Raw genomic sequence first — 15,694 nt, 5'->3', positions numbered from 1 at the left:
TAGCACCTAGGACTATCTACCAAGCGATAGCGGAGCCATCGTAGTTAAGGAAGTGACCACTTGAATCAAGACCGCTTTTCTCGATAACCTGAATGAGTCCTTTTGCCGAAGTATCGGTATCGATAAGCGCATTTGGTCCGCCCATCTCAGTTTGTACCCAACCTGGGTGCAACGCTAATACAGTAAAGCCTTGAGAGGTCAGATCGTTGCTTAAGCTTTTCACAACTGAGTTAAGAGCCGCTTTGGAAGAGCGATAAATGTAGCCACCTCCGGAGGTGTTCTCTGTCATACTGCCCACTCTGGAAGAGAGACAAGCGATTTTCTTGACTGCACTTTGCGAAAGATTTGGCAGCATGGCTTCAACGAGTTTGAGAGGGGCTATGCTGTTAATCTCAAAAACGCGACGCCATTCGTCAACATCGGTATTGCCCAAACCGTAGCCTTTAGGTCCATAGTAACCAGCATTGTTAATCAAGATATCGATATGGCTGATTTGGTCTGCAAGTGTTGATACAGCTGGGTAGTCTGTTACATCAAGTCGGAGGCAGGTGAGTTGTGGGTATTGCTCATTCATAGCAATCAATGATGCCGCTGTTTTTTGATCGCGATAGGTCGCGTAAACCGTGTGTCCTAACTCTAAATATTGTTTCGTTAGGCTGAGTCCGATACCGCGATTTGCGCCAGTAATGAAGATGGTGCTCATGAGAAGTCCTTGTAGAGAGATTAAACTAAGTTTGATGGCTTCCCAGCAGAAAATCAACGACCCACCAACTAGTTAGCAACATAGTCACGAATATCATTACTGCAACCAGAGAGCCGCAGATCACTCCACTGAATAACATTAAGTTTTTCAAAATGGTGCCTCTATTTAAATAAATGATAACTATTATCATTTATTGCGGTTGTCGCCAAGACTCAGGCTGTTATGATCTTGAGACTCCGTCAAAATGAAGCGTTTTATGATCCCGTTAATCTATCATCCCATATACTCGCAGCTCCCTTTACCAGAAGGGCACCGTTATCCAATTAACAAATATCGACTTCTCTATCAGGCTGTCGAGGCCAAACGAGCAGAATCCTCTAATTGGCATCAAGCGTTTGAGTTGTTTGAACCGCACCCCGTATCAATAGAGCAGGTGAAACACGTTCATAGTGCAGAGTATGTTGATTTGCTCACCAGCGGTCAGCTAGCTGCACCTAAGATGCGTCGTATAGGTTTTCCTTGGAGTGAGCAGCTTATTGAGCGGACGCTTTGCTCTGCTGGTGGAACGGCTCTAGCTGCTGAAATGGCGATTGAACATGGTATCGCCATTCATTTGAGTGGTGGTTACCATCACGCTCACCATGATTTTGGCAGTGGCTTTTGTCTGTTTAACGATCTGGTCGTGGCGGCGAAGCATGCGCTGACTTTTGAACACATAGAAACAGTTTTAATTGTCGACAGCGATGTCCATCATGGCGATGGTACTGCAACTTTATGTCAGAATGAGCCAGATATTGCGACGCTCTCTTTTCATTGCGACAAGAACTTCCCAGCGCGCAAGCCGTCATCTGATTTTGATGTCCCTCTATCTCGAGAAACCGAAGACGCAGAATTTTTAGCAAGCTTCGAGCAAGTGACACAAATGGCTTTGATGCACTATCAGCCAGATTTGATTATCTACGATGCGGGTGTTGATATTCATGTAGATGACGAGCTTGGGTACCTTAACGTATCGACTGACGGGATCTATCAACGCGATTGCTTGATGTTTGAAATGGCGAAAAGTAATGATATTCCTATCGCGTGTGTTGTCGGGGGCGGATATCGTTCACAGCATCAAGATTTAGTGCCGATTCACATGCAGCTGTTGAACGCGGCATATAAGGTCATGAGTTAAGTTTGACGACGACAGAAATGAAAAAAGCCGCTGATTTCTCAGCGGCTTTTTCGAATGTGGTGGAGGGATAGGGATTTGAACCCTAGAACCGCTATTAACGGTTGCCGGTTTTCAAGACCGGTGCTTTCGACCACTCAGCCATCCCTCCGATGGCGTGCATAATATAAAGCATGCTGATGCTTGTAAACCCCTACAAAGAGCGTTTGCTTTCTTTATGACCGCTTTAACTGTTTTTTTTATTTGAGTGCTGAAAACTTGATCAAATGAGTACGTTGGTTTGAAGATTTGCGAGTGAATATTTTTACCGCGAGCTTATTGAGTCTCGAAGTTTAGGGAGAGGGTCGTAAATATGAGTGAAGATAACTTTAGAGTTCAGAAACGAAAAAAGCCGCTGATTTCTCAGCGGCTTTTAGAATGTGGTGGAGAGATAGGGATTTGAACCCTAGAACCGCTATTAACGGTTGCCGGTTTTCAAGACCGGTGCTTTCGACCACTCAGCCATCTCTCCAGTGCGGTGAATAATATAAGGCATCCTTGGGCTTGTAAACCCTTAATTTTCATTATTTTGTTTGAATGCTCGTTTTATAAACATTAATGATAATAAAAAAGGAAGCTCACGCTTCCTTTTTTGGTTAAATCTATATTTCACTGAGTTTTAGTCGTTCTTAGTATAGAAACGTTGCAGCTCAGTCAGACCTTGCATCAACACAGGTAAGCGCGGACTCACGTCTTTCAAACGCTTGTAATCTTTGTCGTAAAGCTTGTAGTTACCAAACTTGTCGATAACCGTTGTCTGTTGTGTTGTAACCAGCGCAAGTTCACGAGAATCACCGGCTAAGATCCACTTGCGCTTGCTCTCGTCGAATAGGTTACGGCCACTGCTGAAATCGTTCGGGTTAGAAGAAACGCCCAATAAATCTTGAAGCAAAGTGACAGATAGATCTAAATGACTAGAGCGGTGAGTGTACTCTGACGCCGTTTTACCTGGCCAATGCATAAACATAGGCACTTGCAGTTGGTAACGACTGTAGTTTGAGTTTGCACCCCAGCTGTTTGTTTTGGTCTCGTTAAACTCAGTACCGTGGTTTGAAGTGATGATCACAACGGTATTCTCAGTCAGTGACAGCTCTTCAAGTGTTTGGTAAATCGTTTGTAGTTCAGTATCTGCCGCCATCGCTGATTTTTGATAGTCGGCAGTGAAGCGCTCAAAAGCACTGCGAGTTTCATTGCTGTCATTTTGGTAGTTGGTGAAATTATCCAGCGTTGTAAGCTCGATAAAGCTAAACCAAGGTGCGCCAGCCTCTGGAGATTGTACCCATTCAGACCAAGCATTAATGGCACTCTGGTCATCGTAAGTCGCTGCACTCTCTTCTACATTTCTGCCTCGGAAGATAATTTCAGAGAACATTGCATCTTCGAAGTGATCGCCACTGAAGGCAGCGATGCTGTAGTTGTGGTGTTCTAGAACATCGAGTAATACCGCGTTCGAACCTTGTGATTTAATGCTGCTTGAGTAGCTGCTTGGCAGCCCATAGAACAGACCGAAAATGCCATACATATCATTACTAGAGCTGTAATGATTGGTGAAGTTAATTCCTTCTTTGGCATACGCAAAGCTGTTTGGCATTACGTCGCTGTTCAGAGCGTCAGCGCGCAGGTTATTCACGCTAACTAGAAGAATGTTAAGGTCAGCACTGCGGCGGTTATATTGAATCTCTTCCAGCGGGTAGCTAACAAGATCAACGTTGTCAGCATTTGCTTCGCGTCGCTCTAAGTACTCTTCACGGTCAAGTAAGCCGTGTTTCTCCATGAAGCTTTTCGCTGTCATAGGGTAAGAGAGCGGGAAGTTCGCCTTTTGGCTGGTAATTGGGTTATAGAAGTACGCATCTGCCCAGATGTAGGTGAGATGGCTACTAATAAAACTTAAGAAAAACACAGCGGCGATAGGTCGGCCGACATGTTTGTGTGAAAGTTTGCGCTGTTTGCGCCATACCCACTCAGAAAGACCGAGCTGGAGCATGAAGATCAGCGGCATAACGATGAATAGGTGCTGCAAGTCTGAACTGAACGCAGTCTCTTCTTCGCTAAATAGTACCTCCCAAACGACAGGCGTCAGGTGGAGGTTAATGCTTTGATAGGTTTGAGTATCTATCAATAGAACAGTTAATCCGATTGTTGCGAAGCAAACGGCAACAAGTCGGAGTAACTTTCTTGACGGTAATATAAAGGTGAGTGGGAACAACACCAATAGGTAGAGAGCAAATACTAAAAAGCCAAAGTGGCCAACCCAAGAAACGGCCAGATAGAACTGTCCTAATAGAGTTTCGGGCCAAGCTGATTGAGTGATATAACGAGTACCGATCAACATCGCAGCAATGATGTTGAAAAATGCAAACCAGTGACCCCAACCAACTAGTCGAGATACACGATCGCTATATGAGTTTGCGCTGTCTACCATTTATTATTCTTTTATCCGTCAGTCTATCTTAGTGAGACTTCTTTTCGTCAAGCGAAGAGATTAATGCCTCGGCAAATTTTTCAGCAATTCCTTTGCGTTGTGAAGCAGCAACGTTCTGATTTAAGACATTGGTTGCGATATTTCCGGCGATCATCAGTGAAAGTTCTGGTGAAGCTTTGTGCTTAGACAGTACAGCACCTACTTCAGCTAGGATGTTTTCAACTTGTTCATCTGTGTATTTAGATATAATCGGCATAAGGACTCTAATAATGATAGTAAAAGCGGCTTATGATAACCTACAATTCACGACAACTGAAACCTGAACGATAATATTTTCACTATGAGCCTTCATCTTTCCAACGTAATTTTACACCAGCTGAGCAAGAACGATCAGGATGAACTGATTGTTAACTTCCGTGCTGAGTCTCTCGACAACGATGCTTCATCTGAAAGCTTAGTGGCTGAACTGCATCGCGTTTTTAACTCAAAACCTGGCAAAGGGTTTGGTGCATTTAAGTCCGACAGCGAATTTCAACAGTGGTTGCATGAACTTCGTAAAGGCGAGACAAATTTCTACGATTTCTCACAAAAAAGTGCTCAACGTCTGAAAGAAGAGCTTTCAAAATACCCATTTGCTGATGAAGGTACGTTGGTTTTAGCAGAATATCAGTCGCTGGCGACAGATTACCTATTCATCGGTCTGCTGCCATCAAACCAAAGCCTTAAAGTTACTGAAGGCCTTGATATCAGCGCAACAGACTACCTAGATATCTCGAAAATGGACATTGCGGCTCGTCTTGACCTATCGACATACGAAACGGATAAAGAGTCGAATCGCTACCTTGCATACATTAAAGGTCGTGTTGGGCGTAAAGTAGCAGACTTCTTCCTAGACTTTTTGCAAGCTGAAGTAGGTTTGGATGCAAAGCAACAAAACCAAGTACTGATGCAAGCAGTAGAAGACTTTGTTTCCGACTCTAAGCTCGAGAAGGAAGAAGCGATCAACTACAAGAAGCAGGTAGCCGATTACTGCAACGAACAGTTGAAAGCGGGTGATGAAGTTCAGGTTCGTGAGCTTTCTGGAGAGCTTCCTCCAAGCACAGACGGTACCAGCTTTTTAGATTACACCAGCGAACAGGGTTATGAGCTTGAAGAAAGTTTCCCTGCTGATCGCGCGACAATGCGTAAACTGACTAAGTTTGTTGGCGCGGGTGGCGGCTTGAACGTGAGTTTTGACAGCCTACTGCTTGGCGAGCGTATTTTTTACGATCCGGAAACAGACACACTGACGATCAAAGGTACGCCACCAAACTTACGTGATCAGTTGACTAGAAATAAGTCATAGAGTTAAGTTAACAATGAGTGGCAGCAGGACGCTGCTACTCATACTTGTTTGGGGTGATGTTGCCCTAATCGGTATCTGTCTCGTCGAATCATTGGATCACAACAAGGAATGTCGATGGAATTATCTGTGACCCCACAACCCACGATTAAGCGTTCAACGAAAATCATCGCTTTGGTTTTGATTATCTGGCTTATTCCTACCTTGATGCTACTCAACCTAAGCCGTGCCTATAACCAGTCATTAGAACAGATTGAAGAACTCGGCATTCGTGTTACTGAACTTAGGCAGTCACTCTACTTTTCAGAGCCGCTTCGTGTCTCAAGGATTAACGATATGGCACTCGATGCCCAACTCGTTTATTCGCTAAGACTGCAAGTTGAATCCGATTACAAAAATGCTTGGATTCGCCCAGACGTGAATCAACTGCTCTATGTCGTTGACCAGTTTCTAGAGAAATTTAACGAATTTACTCCGATAGAGAGCCAAGTTCAGTATCTGGTCGATGATATAAAGGCGTTGCGCGGCGATCCAAATACGTCAGAGCAAATGCTGCCACTGCTGAACCAATTTGGTACCGTGGTTTTCCAAGCTATGTACTCTGAAAACCATACTTCTTCATCGATTTATCGCGCTTTCGATGCGATTTTAGAACAGTCCTATCAGTTAGAGGAAGATGAACAAGATGCGCTGCAACAACTGCTCGCGGATGCATCGTCATTGCTAGGAAATTATGCTCAGCTCAATTATTTGGTTGATAGAATCAAGAAGAACTCAGTCAACGAGCAGATCATCGCTCTAGAAAACCAATACCACTCTGGCCAGTTTTACATGCTGACGGCGTTGGCCGTTTTGAGTGCGCTTGCTTTTTGTTGTCTGGCTTTTGCGCGGCTTAAATCGCACGCAACAGTAGTAAATGATCATGAACAACCTCTGCGTCCAGGCAGCCAGTCGGAAGATAACCAATCCCCAGATACTTCAGAATCACTAGAATCCAAAGATCATTTAGAAAGTAACTCGATCTCCGTTGAGAATCAGAACACGCCAGCGACTGAAAAACCTATTTTTGAAGCTCCGTCGAGTAGTATGAACTCTGGTGACTTGGATGCGTCAACTTCCAATAACTCGCCATCTTCTTTGGTTGCGGATTCAGCCGTTGTAGATATGGATAACGTGGTTCCACTGCAACAGAAAGAAGAGAGCACGGCATCCGTTGATTTGGACGACAAGCCCGTGATTGATATTGATGAGATGCTTGAAACTCTAGATGGCGATCATGAGTCGGTGGCTTTGCTACTGAACGTGTTTGTAGAAGATCATGCCAATGACTTCAATAAGTTCATGGAGCTTAAAACTGACGATGAAGTGACGGCTGCTCGCGTTGTACACAGCTTAAAAGGTGTCGCAGGGAGTATTAAAGCATCAAGGCTTGCTGCCATTTCGACTAGTGTTGAAGCTAAGATGAAGCAGTCCAAGCCAATAGAAGATAGCGATCTACAAGAACTGGAATTAGCTATCGGCGCGACTGTCGAAGCAGCGAGAGACCATTTAGCAAAACACGGATAAACCAACCTCTATAAAAAAGAGCAACGACACTAGGTGTGGTTGCTCTTTTTTCTATTTGAGTACTATAGAGAGTTAAGCTTGCTGCTTGTTTAACTCTAGCGCTTCTTCAGCTTCAACTGCAGGTGCTGTAGGTTCACATTTATCAACGAACCAACCCATGTAAGAGGTTACGATGGTTACGATGATACAGATGAAGCTCAGCCACATGAATGGGGCATAAGACAGGGTCGCAACGCCAAGAATACTCGCCATGTAGATTCCGTTATCACTCCAAGGAACCATACCTGAGGTAAGAGTGCCGCCAAACTCCGCATTACGAGATAAGTTTTTACGTTTGTAATCTAGACGGTCGTAGTTCTTAGCACAGATTTTAGGCGTTAGGATAAGAGATACGTACATTGCTGAGCCAAATACGTTACCCATGAAAGCCGTACCAATCGTGCTGGTGGCTAGTGAGCCTGCGCTGTTTACGCGGCGCTCAAACACTTTTGCGATTGTCTCAAGTACGCCCACTTTATCAAGCAAACCACCAAAGCCTAAACCAAACACAATGACGGCTACTGAACCAAGCATTGAAGACATGCCACCGCGGTTCAAGATTGAATCAATAAATTCAACACCAGAAGAGATAGAGAACGGAGCCCAAGCCGTGTTAAACGCCGTTAGGAAATCGATCTCTTGAATCATCACTGCCCAGATAATACCAAGCAGAGAACCAAAGCTGATCACCGGGAATGAAGGCATGCGGAACGCAAGCAGGCCTAATACGATTAAAACAGGAACGAAAGAGTAAGGGGTAATGTAAAACTGTACTTCCATCGCTTTGATAACAGATTCAACCTGGCTCATGTCTACGTTACCTGCGTAGTGGAAGCCAAACGCTGTAAACATAATACCGGTGATGATGTAACTGATCAGAGCAACTGGCAGCATACCTTTAATATGCTCGACCACTTCTACGTTAGACATTGAAGAAGCAAGGATTACTGAATCAGACAGTGGAGACATCTTGTCACCAAAGTAACAGCCTGAAAGCACTGCACCTGCTGTAATTGGAGCAGGAACACCTAGACCTTGACCAATACCCATCATCGCAATACCTGCAGTACCCGCAGCGCCCCACGAAGTGCCAGTTGCGAGTGCAGTTAATGAACAGATGATCATTGTTGCTAGCAGGAAGATCGATGGGTGAATCGCTTTCAAACCGTAGTAGATAATGGTCGGAACAATACCGCCAGAGATCCATGTACCAACTAAAGCACCTACCGCTAAAAGTATTAAAACAGCACCTAAGCCATTGGAGATCCCATTGAGCGCTGCTTTTTCTAAGTCTTTGTATTGATGGCCTAGTCGAATACCTAAAACCATGATGATAAACCAACCGATGTACAGCGCGAGTTGGATAGGAAGATCAAGCTTCGCTGTAAAAGAAAACGCGAGGGACAAAAATAGCCCTAACGAAATGAAAACCTGCATCAAGTTCGGTAGGCGAGTTTTACTCTGCTGCATAAAAGCCTCTTATTATTTCGAGCATTATAGTGCTTCGTTATAGTGTGGGGTACGAATTGGACACTACATTAATTGGATGATTATATCGAAAAATAAGGTAATAGTTGTGATATTTAACTATTTATAGTCTTATTTTTGGTATCAAAACCTAAATATTTGTTAAATTAATGATTTGATAATGTTGATTTTTGTTGCACATTGTTTTCGCCTTGTGAATGATTATTTTGTTTATTGGCGATGTTGTAGTTATAAGTGCTGATTGCAATTTGTTCGCATCGGTTTTAATTTGAGCTGAATGGCGGTTTGAAAGCCTTCAAAAGGAGATTTGGCGTGTATTTTCTGTACTTTAGTTAGGTTAAGCCAAGAACAGATAACTCGCAGATTTATCCCGTTCACTGAAAAGAAACGAAAAAGTTACACTTTTTGACAAAAAGCGCTTGAGTTCTGTTACTGAAAAACTTATAGATGGAGGAAAGCAATTTAATTTTTATACATGGAGAGTTCGAGATGAGAGTAGGTCTAGTTGGTTGGCGTGGTATGGTCGGTTCTGTACTAATGCAACGTATGGTTGAAGAGCGTGACTTCGACCTGATTGAACCTGTTTATTACAGTACATCTCAAATCGGTATCCCAGCCCCTATTCTTGGTGGTAAAGATGCGGGTTTACTGCAAGACGCATTTGACATTGATAGCTTAAAACAGCTTGATGCTGTGATCACATGTCAAGGCGGCGACTACACATCAAAAGTTTACCCAGCACTGCGTCAAGCAGGTTGGAAAGGTTACTGGATTGATGCAGCTTCAACTCTACGTATGGATGCTGACTCTATCATTACTCTTGACCCTGTTAACTTGGCGCAAATCCAACAAGGCATTCACGGCGGCACTAACACGTTTGTTGGCGGTAACTGTACTGTGAGCCTGATGCTTATGGCACTGGGTGGTCTTTACGAAAAAGGCATGGTTGAGTGGATGAGCGCAATGACGTACCAAGCCGCTTCTGGTGCAGGTGCAAAGAACATGCGTGAGCTTATCTCACAAATGGGTGTAATCAACGACAGTGTAAGCTCTGAACTTGCTAACCCAGCGAGCTCTATTCTTGATATCGACAAGAAAGTAGCGGACACAATTCGTTCAGAATCTTTCCCTACAGACCAATTCGGTGCGCCTCTTGCTGGCTCGCTAATCCCATGGATCGATGTGAAGCGTGAAAACGGTCAGAGCAAAGAAGAGTGGAAAGCGGGCGTTGAAGCGAACAAGATCTTAGGCCTAGATGGTCAACCGATTCCAATCGACGGTACTTGTGTACGTATCGGTGCAATGCGTTGTCACGCTCAAGCGCTGACTATTAAGCTTAAGCAAGACGTTCCAATGGACGAAATCGAAGAGATCATCGCAACGCACAATGATTGGGTTAAAGTGATCCCTAACGACCGTGATATCACAGCTCAAGAGCTAACGCCGGCGAAAGTAACAGGTACTATGTCTGTGCCAGTAGGTCGTCTACGTAAGATGTCTATGGGTAACGACTTCCTAAATGCATTCACAGTAGGTGACCAACTACTATGGGGTGCAGCAGAACCTCTACGTCGTACTCTACGCATCATCCTTGCTGAGAAGGCGTAAAAAAAAGAGTTCTCTGTTTTGAGGTGAGAGGGGCGTTGTCCTTTTTAAACTCGTCGCTTGATGAGAGTCTAAAGCCGATGTTTATACATCGGCTTTTTTGAACGCTGGAGGTCAGTTTATCTATGACTCAATCTGTTTAGATATTAAAACTTGCCCTTCACACTAAAAGAACAAAGATCCCCAACTCGTTCGTTCCTCACTCTTGAGGATGACGGGAGATTACCTCCAAACCAACGTCATTCCCGATAGCGACGAAGGAGCGTAGTCGGGAATCTCGTTACTCGGATCTCGAAACTGCGTTTAAATCCCTTCGCATCTCGCCACTCGAATCTGCTCTTAGTTATCCTCAACCACAACTCGCTTATCAGGATCAGCCAACTCGCTACCACAATGTTTACAGTGGAGTGCATCTGAATCGTGGCCTGAGCGATTGCAGTTTGGACACTTCACTAGCTCTTTATGCGCATTCATTTCATTGCTCAGTTCAGCGGTAATAATGCCTGTTGGTACTGCCAGAATTGAGTAACCCAATAGCATGGTTAGTGACGCAATAGCTTTGCCGAGTACCGTCTGTGGAACGATATCGCCGTATCCTACAGTTGTGATGGTTACAATTGCCCAGTAGATGCTTTGTGGAATGCTGGTGAAGCCATTATCCGGCCCTTCGATAACAAAGATCAGAGAGCCAAAAATGGTTACCAAGATACCCACCGTACTAAAGAAGATCAGAATTTTACGCCTTGCATGTAATAGCGAACGCAAAAGGATGTTGGAGTCTTGAAGATAGCGCACCAACTTTAGGATGCGGAAAATGCGCATCACGCGTAACAACCTGATCACGCCCATGAACGATGCTCCCGGGAAGAGTATCGCTAGGTAGGTTGGTAAAATTGCAAGCAGGTCGACCACACCATAGAAGCTGGTGGCATAGGACTTCGGTTTTGGTGAGCAATACAGCCTTAATAGATACTCAATCGTAAACAGTGCCGTAAAGGTGTATTCAATATAGCGCAGCTCTTGTGACCAAGCCGTCATAACATTCGGTAGTGACTCGAGAATCAAAACCACTAAAGACGCAATAATGGCAACAATCAGCGAGATATCAAAGATACGTCCCGCTCGGGTATGTGTACCAAAAATGATGACATAGAGATGATGCTTAAGAGAGTGTCGAGGCATGGTTGTAAAAATGTGCTTATTGTAATGACTTGGTAAACATCATACTCGGTTGAAATAAATGAGGCGAGTGAAAGCCTATGCTTTACTCGCCTCGATAGCGTTTTTAGTGTCGGTTAAACGTTTTCTTTATTACGCCAAACCTGGGAATAGGTTACGAAGACCGTTGGCTATGAACTCGATACCTAGTGCACCAAGAATTAGACCCATGATACGGGTGATCACGTTGATGCCTGTTTGGCCTAGGAAGCGCACAATCACGGGTGCAGAACGGAACAGTAACCATGAACAGGTTGCAAAAGCGACGATGCTAATGCCAATACCCACAGTATCAATGGCCGCTGGGTAGCGAGAGCCGTAAACAATGGTTGAACTGATCGCACCTGGACCTGCCATGAGCGGCATCGCAAGAGGTACTACACCGATTTGCTCTCTGCTTACGTATTCTGACTTCTCTTGTTTGTTCTGTTTATCTTCACCTAATTTACCGCTCATCATTGAAAACGCGATGCTAAGAAGCAGTAAACCACCGGCTACTCGGAACGAGTCCAAAGAGATGCTGAACATGTCTAATAGCATTTGTCCTGCGACTAACGACACAATCAATATAACCGCTACAGCGACGTTAGCCTGTAATGCAGTTCGATTCCTCTCTTCAGGCGGCATATGGGCCGTGAGAGAAACGAAAACAGGCATGATACCAATAGGGTTTACAGCAGCGACAAGCCCAAGGAAGAATTGCAGAAAGATTGCGAGTTCTAAACCTTGCATGAGAGCGATCTCCAGTTAGCGTTAATAGTAAAGTGACTTTGATCTGACCTATATCAGAGTGCGTAATGTAAGGGACAAATTCAAAGAGCGCGAATGAAAAAAACTAACCTGAAAAGGGGGCTGTTTTTTAGAAAAACTAATTGAGTGATAGATGTGTAATTTGAATGTTGCGGGATTTTGTTTGGTGTTTCATGTTGTAACCTGATTTGATCTAAATGTTATCTCGCGCACGCTTTTAATAAAAATTATGACAGTTTCTCGCCCGTTGCAACGGGATGGATATACTCTCAGTAGCACAATTTTTGCCGTGTACATGTAAGTGAGCTGATTAAAAATGAAACTTTTTTACAGAATATGACATTAATTAGAAAAAAATTATCCGTTTGCCTGTTTTTTGTACGAATGTGAATTGTGATTTTAGTCTATATAAATCATGAGTTTATGGATATTTTTGCGATTGCCTTACCACTTATTGGTTAATTCCTTTTGGGTAACTGATCTGGGTCAATTTTTTTCACACACTGAAATAATATACTCAGTTCCGAAAGCAATTTACTAAGAACGCTGTTGGCAACCGAGTGATGACACAGTGAAATTAATAAAAAGTTTTTAATATTTATTATTTTAGGAGATCCACCATGCCTGTAACTAACTTAGCTGAGCTAGATGCTCTAGTAGCACGCGTTAAAGCAGCACAAGAAGAGTTCGCAACTTTCTCTCAAGAAAAAGTAGATGCAATCTTCCGCGCAGCTTCTCTTGCAGCTAACCATGCTCGTATCCCGCTAGCTCAACAAGCGGTAGCAGAATCTGGAATGGGTATTGTTGAAGATAAGGTAATCAAAAACCACTTCGCGTCAGAATTCATCTACAACAAATACAAAGACGAAAAAACTTGTGGCATCTTAGAAGAAGATGACAACCTAGGTACAATGACTATCGCAGAACCTGTAGGTATCATCTGTGGTATCGTACCAACAACTAACCCAACTTCTACTGCGATCTTTAAGTCTCTTATCTCACTTAAAACTCGCAACGGCATCATCTTTTCTCCACACCCACGTGCGAAGAACTCTACAAACGATGCAGCGAAACTTGTACTAGACGCAGCAGTAGCAGCGGGTGCTCCAAAAGACATCATCGGTTGGATCGACCAACCATCTGTTGAGCTTTCAAACGCTCTTATGAAGCACGACGGTATCGCACTTATCCTTGCAACTGGTGGTCCAGGCATGGTTAAAGCAGCATACTCTTCTGGTAAGCCAGCAATCGGTGTAGGTGCAGGTAACGTTCCTGTAGTTATCGATGAAACAGCTGACATCAAACGTGCTGTAGCTTCTATTCTTATGTCTAAGACTTTCGATAACGGCGTAGTATGTGCTTCTGAGCAAGCAGCTATCGTAGTTAGCGAAGTATACGATGAAGTAAAAGAGCGTTTCGCTTCTCACAAAGCTCACGTTCTATCTAAAGCTGACGCTGACAAAGTACGTAAAGTACTTCTAATCGACGGTAACCTAAACGCGAAAATCGTAGGCCAACCTGCTCCAGCAATCGCTGAAATGGCTGGTGTTAAAGTTCCTGCAGACACTAAAGTGCTTGTTGGTGAAGGTCTAGGTAAAGTTTCTTACGATGACGAATTCGCTCACGAGAAACTATCTCCAACTCTAGGTCTATTCCGTGCTGACAACTTCGAAGACGCAGTTGCTCAAGCGGTAACTATGGTTGAAATCGGTGGTATCGGTCACACATCTGGTCTTTACACTAACCAAGACGTTAACGCAGACCGCATCCGTTACTTCGGTGACAAGATGAAGACTGCACGTATCCTTGTAAACATCCCAACTACTCACGGTGGTATCGGTGACCTTTACAACTTTAACGTAGCACCGTCTCTAACTCTTGGTTGTGGTTCTTGGGGTGGTAACTCTATCTCTGAGAACGTAGGTCCTAAGCACCTTATCAACAAGAAAACTGTAGCTAAGCGAGCTGAAAACATGTTGTGGCACAAACTACCTAAGTCTATCTACTTCCGTCGTGGTAGCCTTCCAATCGCAATGAGCGACCTAGAAGGTAAGAAACGCGCATTCCTAGTAACTGACCGTTTCCTATTCAACAACGGTTACGCTGATGAAGTAGTTAAACTGCTTAAAGAGCAAGGCATCGAAGTTCAAACATTCTTCGACGTAGAAGCGGATCCAACACTATCTGTTGTTGAGAAAGGTGCAGAAGCAATGAAGAGCTTCCAACCTGACGTAATCCTAGCTCTAGGTGGTGGTTCACCGATGGATGCTGCGAAGATCATGTGGGTTATGTACGAGCACCCAGAAACTCACTTCGAAGAACTAGCAATGCGCTTTATGGATATCCGTAAACGTATCTACAAGTTCCCTAAAATGGGTAAGAAAGCTGAGCTTGTATGTATCACTACAACTTCAGGTACTGGTTCAGAAGTTACTCCATTCGCGGTTGTTACTGACGACAAGACTGGTGCTAAGTACCCACTAGCTGACTACGAAATCACGCCAAACATGGCTATCGTTGATGCTAACCTAGTAATGAACATGCCTAAGTCTCTAACAGCATTCGGCGGTTACGATGCAGTAACTCACGCTCTAGAAGCTTACGTATCTGTTCTTGCTAACGAATACTCTGATGGTCAAGCTCTACAAGCACTTAAGATGCTTAAAGAGTACCTACCATCAAGCTACGCGAACGGTGCAAACGACCCAATCGCTCGTGAGAAAGTACACAACGCAGCAACTATCGCTGGTGTAGCATTCGCGAACGCATTCCTAGGTGTTTGTCACTCTATGGCGCACAAGATTGGTGCTGAGTTCCACCTACCACACGGTCTGGCGAACGCACTACTAATCTCTAACGTGGTACGTTACAACGCGAACGATAACCCAACTAAGCAGACTGCATTCTCTCAGTACGACCGTCCACAAGCACGTCGTCGTTACGCTGAAGTTGCTGACCACCTAGGCCTAAGCCAAGCTGGTGACCGTACTGCTCAGAAGATTGAACGTCTACTAGCATGGCTAGACGAGCTGAAAGGCGACCTAGACATTCCTAAGTCAATCAAAGAAGCGGGTGTTTCTGAAGCTGACTTCGTAGCTAAGCTTGATGAGCTAGCGGTAGAAGCGTTCGATGACCAATGTACTGGTGCGAACCCACGTTACCCACTAATCACTGAGCTTAAAGATGTACTACTAGCGTCTTACCACGGCCAAGCTTACGTTGAAGGTGAAACTTTCGAAGGTACTACTGTAATCCTTAAGAAAGCTGACCAAAAACCAGCAGAAGCTAAAGCGCCAAAAGCTAAAAAAGAAAAAGCTGACGCTTAATTAGATTCAGTTTTGAGATAGA

Annotated in this window: 11 protein-coding genes and 2 tRNA genes; 5 read left to right on the top strand and 8 right to left on the bottom strand. The window is 44.2% G+C overall.

Annotation, left to right across the window (positions count from 1 at the left end; genetic code table 11):
- Positions 1 to 16: 16 nt before the first annotated feature.
- Complete coding sequence (locus KI743_RS17565; RefSeq protein ID WP_285467472.1) at positions 17 to 703, bottom strand: SDR family oxidoreductase; 687 nt, start codon at positions 701 to 703, stop codon at positions 17 to 19.
- Positions 704 to 959: 256 nt separating this feature from the next.
- On the opposite strand from KI743_RS17565, the gene KI743_RS17560 reads away from it, so the two are divergent.
- The gene (locus KI743_RS17560; protein WP_285467471.1) at positions 960 to 1,880 is read left to right on the top strand and encodes a histone deacetylase; all 921 of its coding nucleotides are present in this window, start codon (positions 960 to 962) and stop codon (positions 1,878 to 1,880) included.
- A 57-nt stretch (positions 1,881 to 1,937) separates the two neighbouring features.
- Here KI743_RS17560 and KI743_RS17555 read toward each other — a convergent pair.
- The 4 genes from KI743_RS17555 to KI743_RS17540 all read right to left on the bottom strand — a co-directional run bounded on the left by KI743_RS17555 (position 1,938) and on the right by KI743_RS17540 (position 4,594).
- Positions 1,938 to 2,028, bottom strand: a tRNA-Ser gene (locus KI743_RS17555).
- 269 nt (positions 2,029 to 2,297) lie between these two features.
- Positions 2,298 to 2,388, bottom strand: a tRNA-Ser gene (locus KI743_RS17550).
- A 147-nt stretch (positions 2,389 to 2,535) separates the two neighbouring features.
- Complete coding sequence (locus KI743_RS17545) at positions 2,536 to 4,338, bottom strand: DUF3413 domain-containing protein (RefSeq protein ID WP_285467470.1); 1,803 nt, start codon at positions 4,336 to 4,338, stop codon at positions 2,536 to 2,538.
- Between the two features lie 28 nt (positions 4,339 to 4,366).
- On the bottom strand, positions 4,367 to 4,594 hold the full coding sequence (locus tag KI743_RS17540; protein ID WP_032551972.1) for a YejL family protein: 228 nt from the start codon (positions 4,592 to 4,594) through the stop codon (positions 4,367 to 4,369).
- Between the two features lie 84 nt (positions 4,595 to 4,678).
- Between KI743_RS17540 and yejK the strand changes: the two genes are divergently transcribed.
- A complete protein-coding gene (yejK, locus tag KI743_RS17535; RefSeq protein ID WP_285467468.1) occupies positions 4,679 to 5,683 on the top strand; it encodes a nucleoid-associated protein YejK in 1,005 nt (334 codons plus the stop codon).
- A 114-nt stretch (positions 5,684 to 5,797) separates the two neighbouring features.
- On the top strand, positions 5,798 to 7,246 hold the full coding sequence (locus KI743_RS17530) for an Hpt domain-containing protein (RefSeq protein ID WP_285467466.1): 1,449 nt from the start codon (positions 5,798 to 5,800) through the stop codon (positions 7,244 to 7,246).
- A 72-nt stretch (positions 7,247 to 7,318) separates the two neighbouring features.
- Here KI743_RS17530 and nhaC read toward each other — a convergent pair whose 3' ends face one another.
- Positions 7,319 to 8,755, bottom strand: a complete 1,437-nt coding sequence (nhaC, locus tag KI743_RS17525) for a Na+/H+ antiporter NhaC (RefSeq protein ID WP_285467465.1) — start codon at positions 8,753 to 8,755, stop codon at positions 7,319 to 7,321.
- 507 nt (positions 8,756 to 9,262) lie between these two features.
- Between nhaC and asd the strand changes: the two genes are divergently transcribed.
- Positions 9,263 to 10,381, top strand: coding sequence for an aspartate-semialdehyde dehydrogenase (asd, locus tag KI743_RS17520; RefSeq protein WP_285467464.1), 1,119 nt, complete (start codon positions 9,263 to 9,265; stop codon positions 10,379 to 10,381).
- A 336-nt stretch (positions 10,382 to 10,717) separates the two neighbouring features.
- Here asd and KI743_RS17515 read toward each other — a convergent pair whose 3' ends face one another.
- The gene (locus KI743_RS17515; RefSeq protein ID WP_150869011.1) at positions 10,718 to 11,560 is read right to left on the bottom strand and encodes an ion transporter; all 843 of its coding nucleotides are present in this window, start codon (positions 11,558 to 11,560) and stop codon (positions 10,718 to 10,720) included.
- Positions 11,561 to 11,689: 129 nt separating this feature from the next.
- Positions 11,690 to 12,328 carry a YchE family NAAT transporter gene (locus tag KI743_RS17510; RefSeq protein ID WP_032551978.1) on the bottom strand — a complete coding sequence of 213 codons (639 nt, stop codon included), beginning with the start codon at positions 12,326 to 12,328 and terminating at the stop codon, positions 11,690 to 11,692.
- Between the two features lie 638 nt (positions 12,329 to 12,966).
- On the opposite strand from KI743_RS17510, the gene adhE reads away from it, so the two are divergent.
- Positions 12,967 to 15,672, top strand: a complete 2,706-nt coding sequence (gene adhE, locus KI743_RS17505; protein ID WP_032551979.1) for a bifunctional acetaldehyde-CoA/alcohol dehydrogenase — start codon at positions 12,967 to 12,969, stop codon at positions 15,670 to 15,672.
- The last annotated feature ends 22 nt before the right edge of the window (positions 15,673 to 15,694 follow it).

It is taken from the genome of Vibrio sp. D420a, from assembly GCF_030248625.1.
GTDB classification, from domain to species: domain Bacteria; phylum Pseudomonadota; class Gammaproteobacteria; order Enterobacterales; family Vibrionaceae; genus Vibrio; species Vibrio fortis_A.
This window is presented reverse-complemented; position numbering and strand designations above follow the sequence as displayed.

What these genes read in the sequence shown, in the direction of transcription:
- KI743_RS17545 (WP_285467470.1), bottom strand. Translation starts at nt 4,338, where the DNA reads ATGGTAGACAGCGCAAACTCATATAGCGATCGTGTATCTCGACTAGTT.
- asd (WP_285467464.1), top strand. Translation starts at nt 9,263, where the DNA reads ATGAGAGTAGGTCTAGTTGGTTGGCGTGGTATGGTCGGTTCTGTACTA.
- adhE (WP_032551979.1), top strand. Translation starts at nt 12,967, where the DNA reads ATGCCTGTAACTAACTTAGCTGAGCTAGATGCTCTAGTAGCACGCGTT.
- nhaC (WP_285467465.1), bottom strand. Translation starts at nt 8,755, where the DNA reads ATGCAGCAGAGTAAAACTCGCCTACCGAACTTGATGCAGGTTTTCATT.
- KI743_RS17510 (WP_032551978.1), bottom strand. Translation starts at nt 12,328, where the DNA reads ATGCAAGGTTTAGAACTCGCAATCTTTCTGCAATTCTTCCTTGGGCTT.
- KI743_RS17565 (WP_285467472.1), bottom strand. Translation starts at nt 703, where the DNA reads ATGAGCACCATCTTCATTACTGGCGCAAATCGCGGTATCGGACTCAGC.
- KI743_RS17560 (WP_285467471.1), top strand. Translation starts at nt 960, where the DNA reads ATGATCCCGTTAATCTATCATCCCATATACTCGCAGCTCCCTTTACCA.
- KI743_RS17515 (WP_150869011.1), bottom strand. Translation starts at nt 11,560, where the DNA reads ATGCCTCGACACTCTCTTAAGCATCATCTCTATGTCATCATTTTTGGT.
- yejK (WP_285467468.1), top strand. Translation starts at nt 4,679, where the DNA reads ATGAGCCTTCATCTTTCCAACGTAATTTTACACCAGCTGAGCAAGAAC.
- KI743_RS17530 (WP_285467466.1), top strand. Translation starts at nt 5,798, where the DNA reads ATGGAATTATCTGTGACCCCACAACCCACGATTAAGCGTTCAACGAAA.
- KI743_RS17540 (WP_032551972.1), bottom strand. Translation starts at nt 4,594, where the DNA reads ATGCCGATTATATCTAAATACACAGATGAACAAGTTGAAAACATCCTA.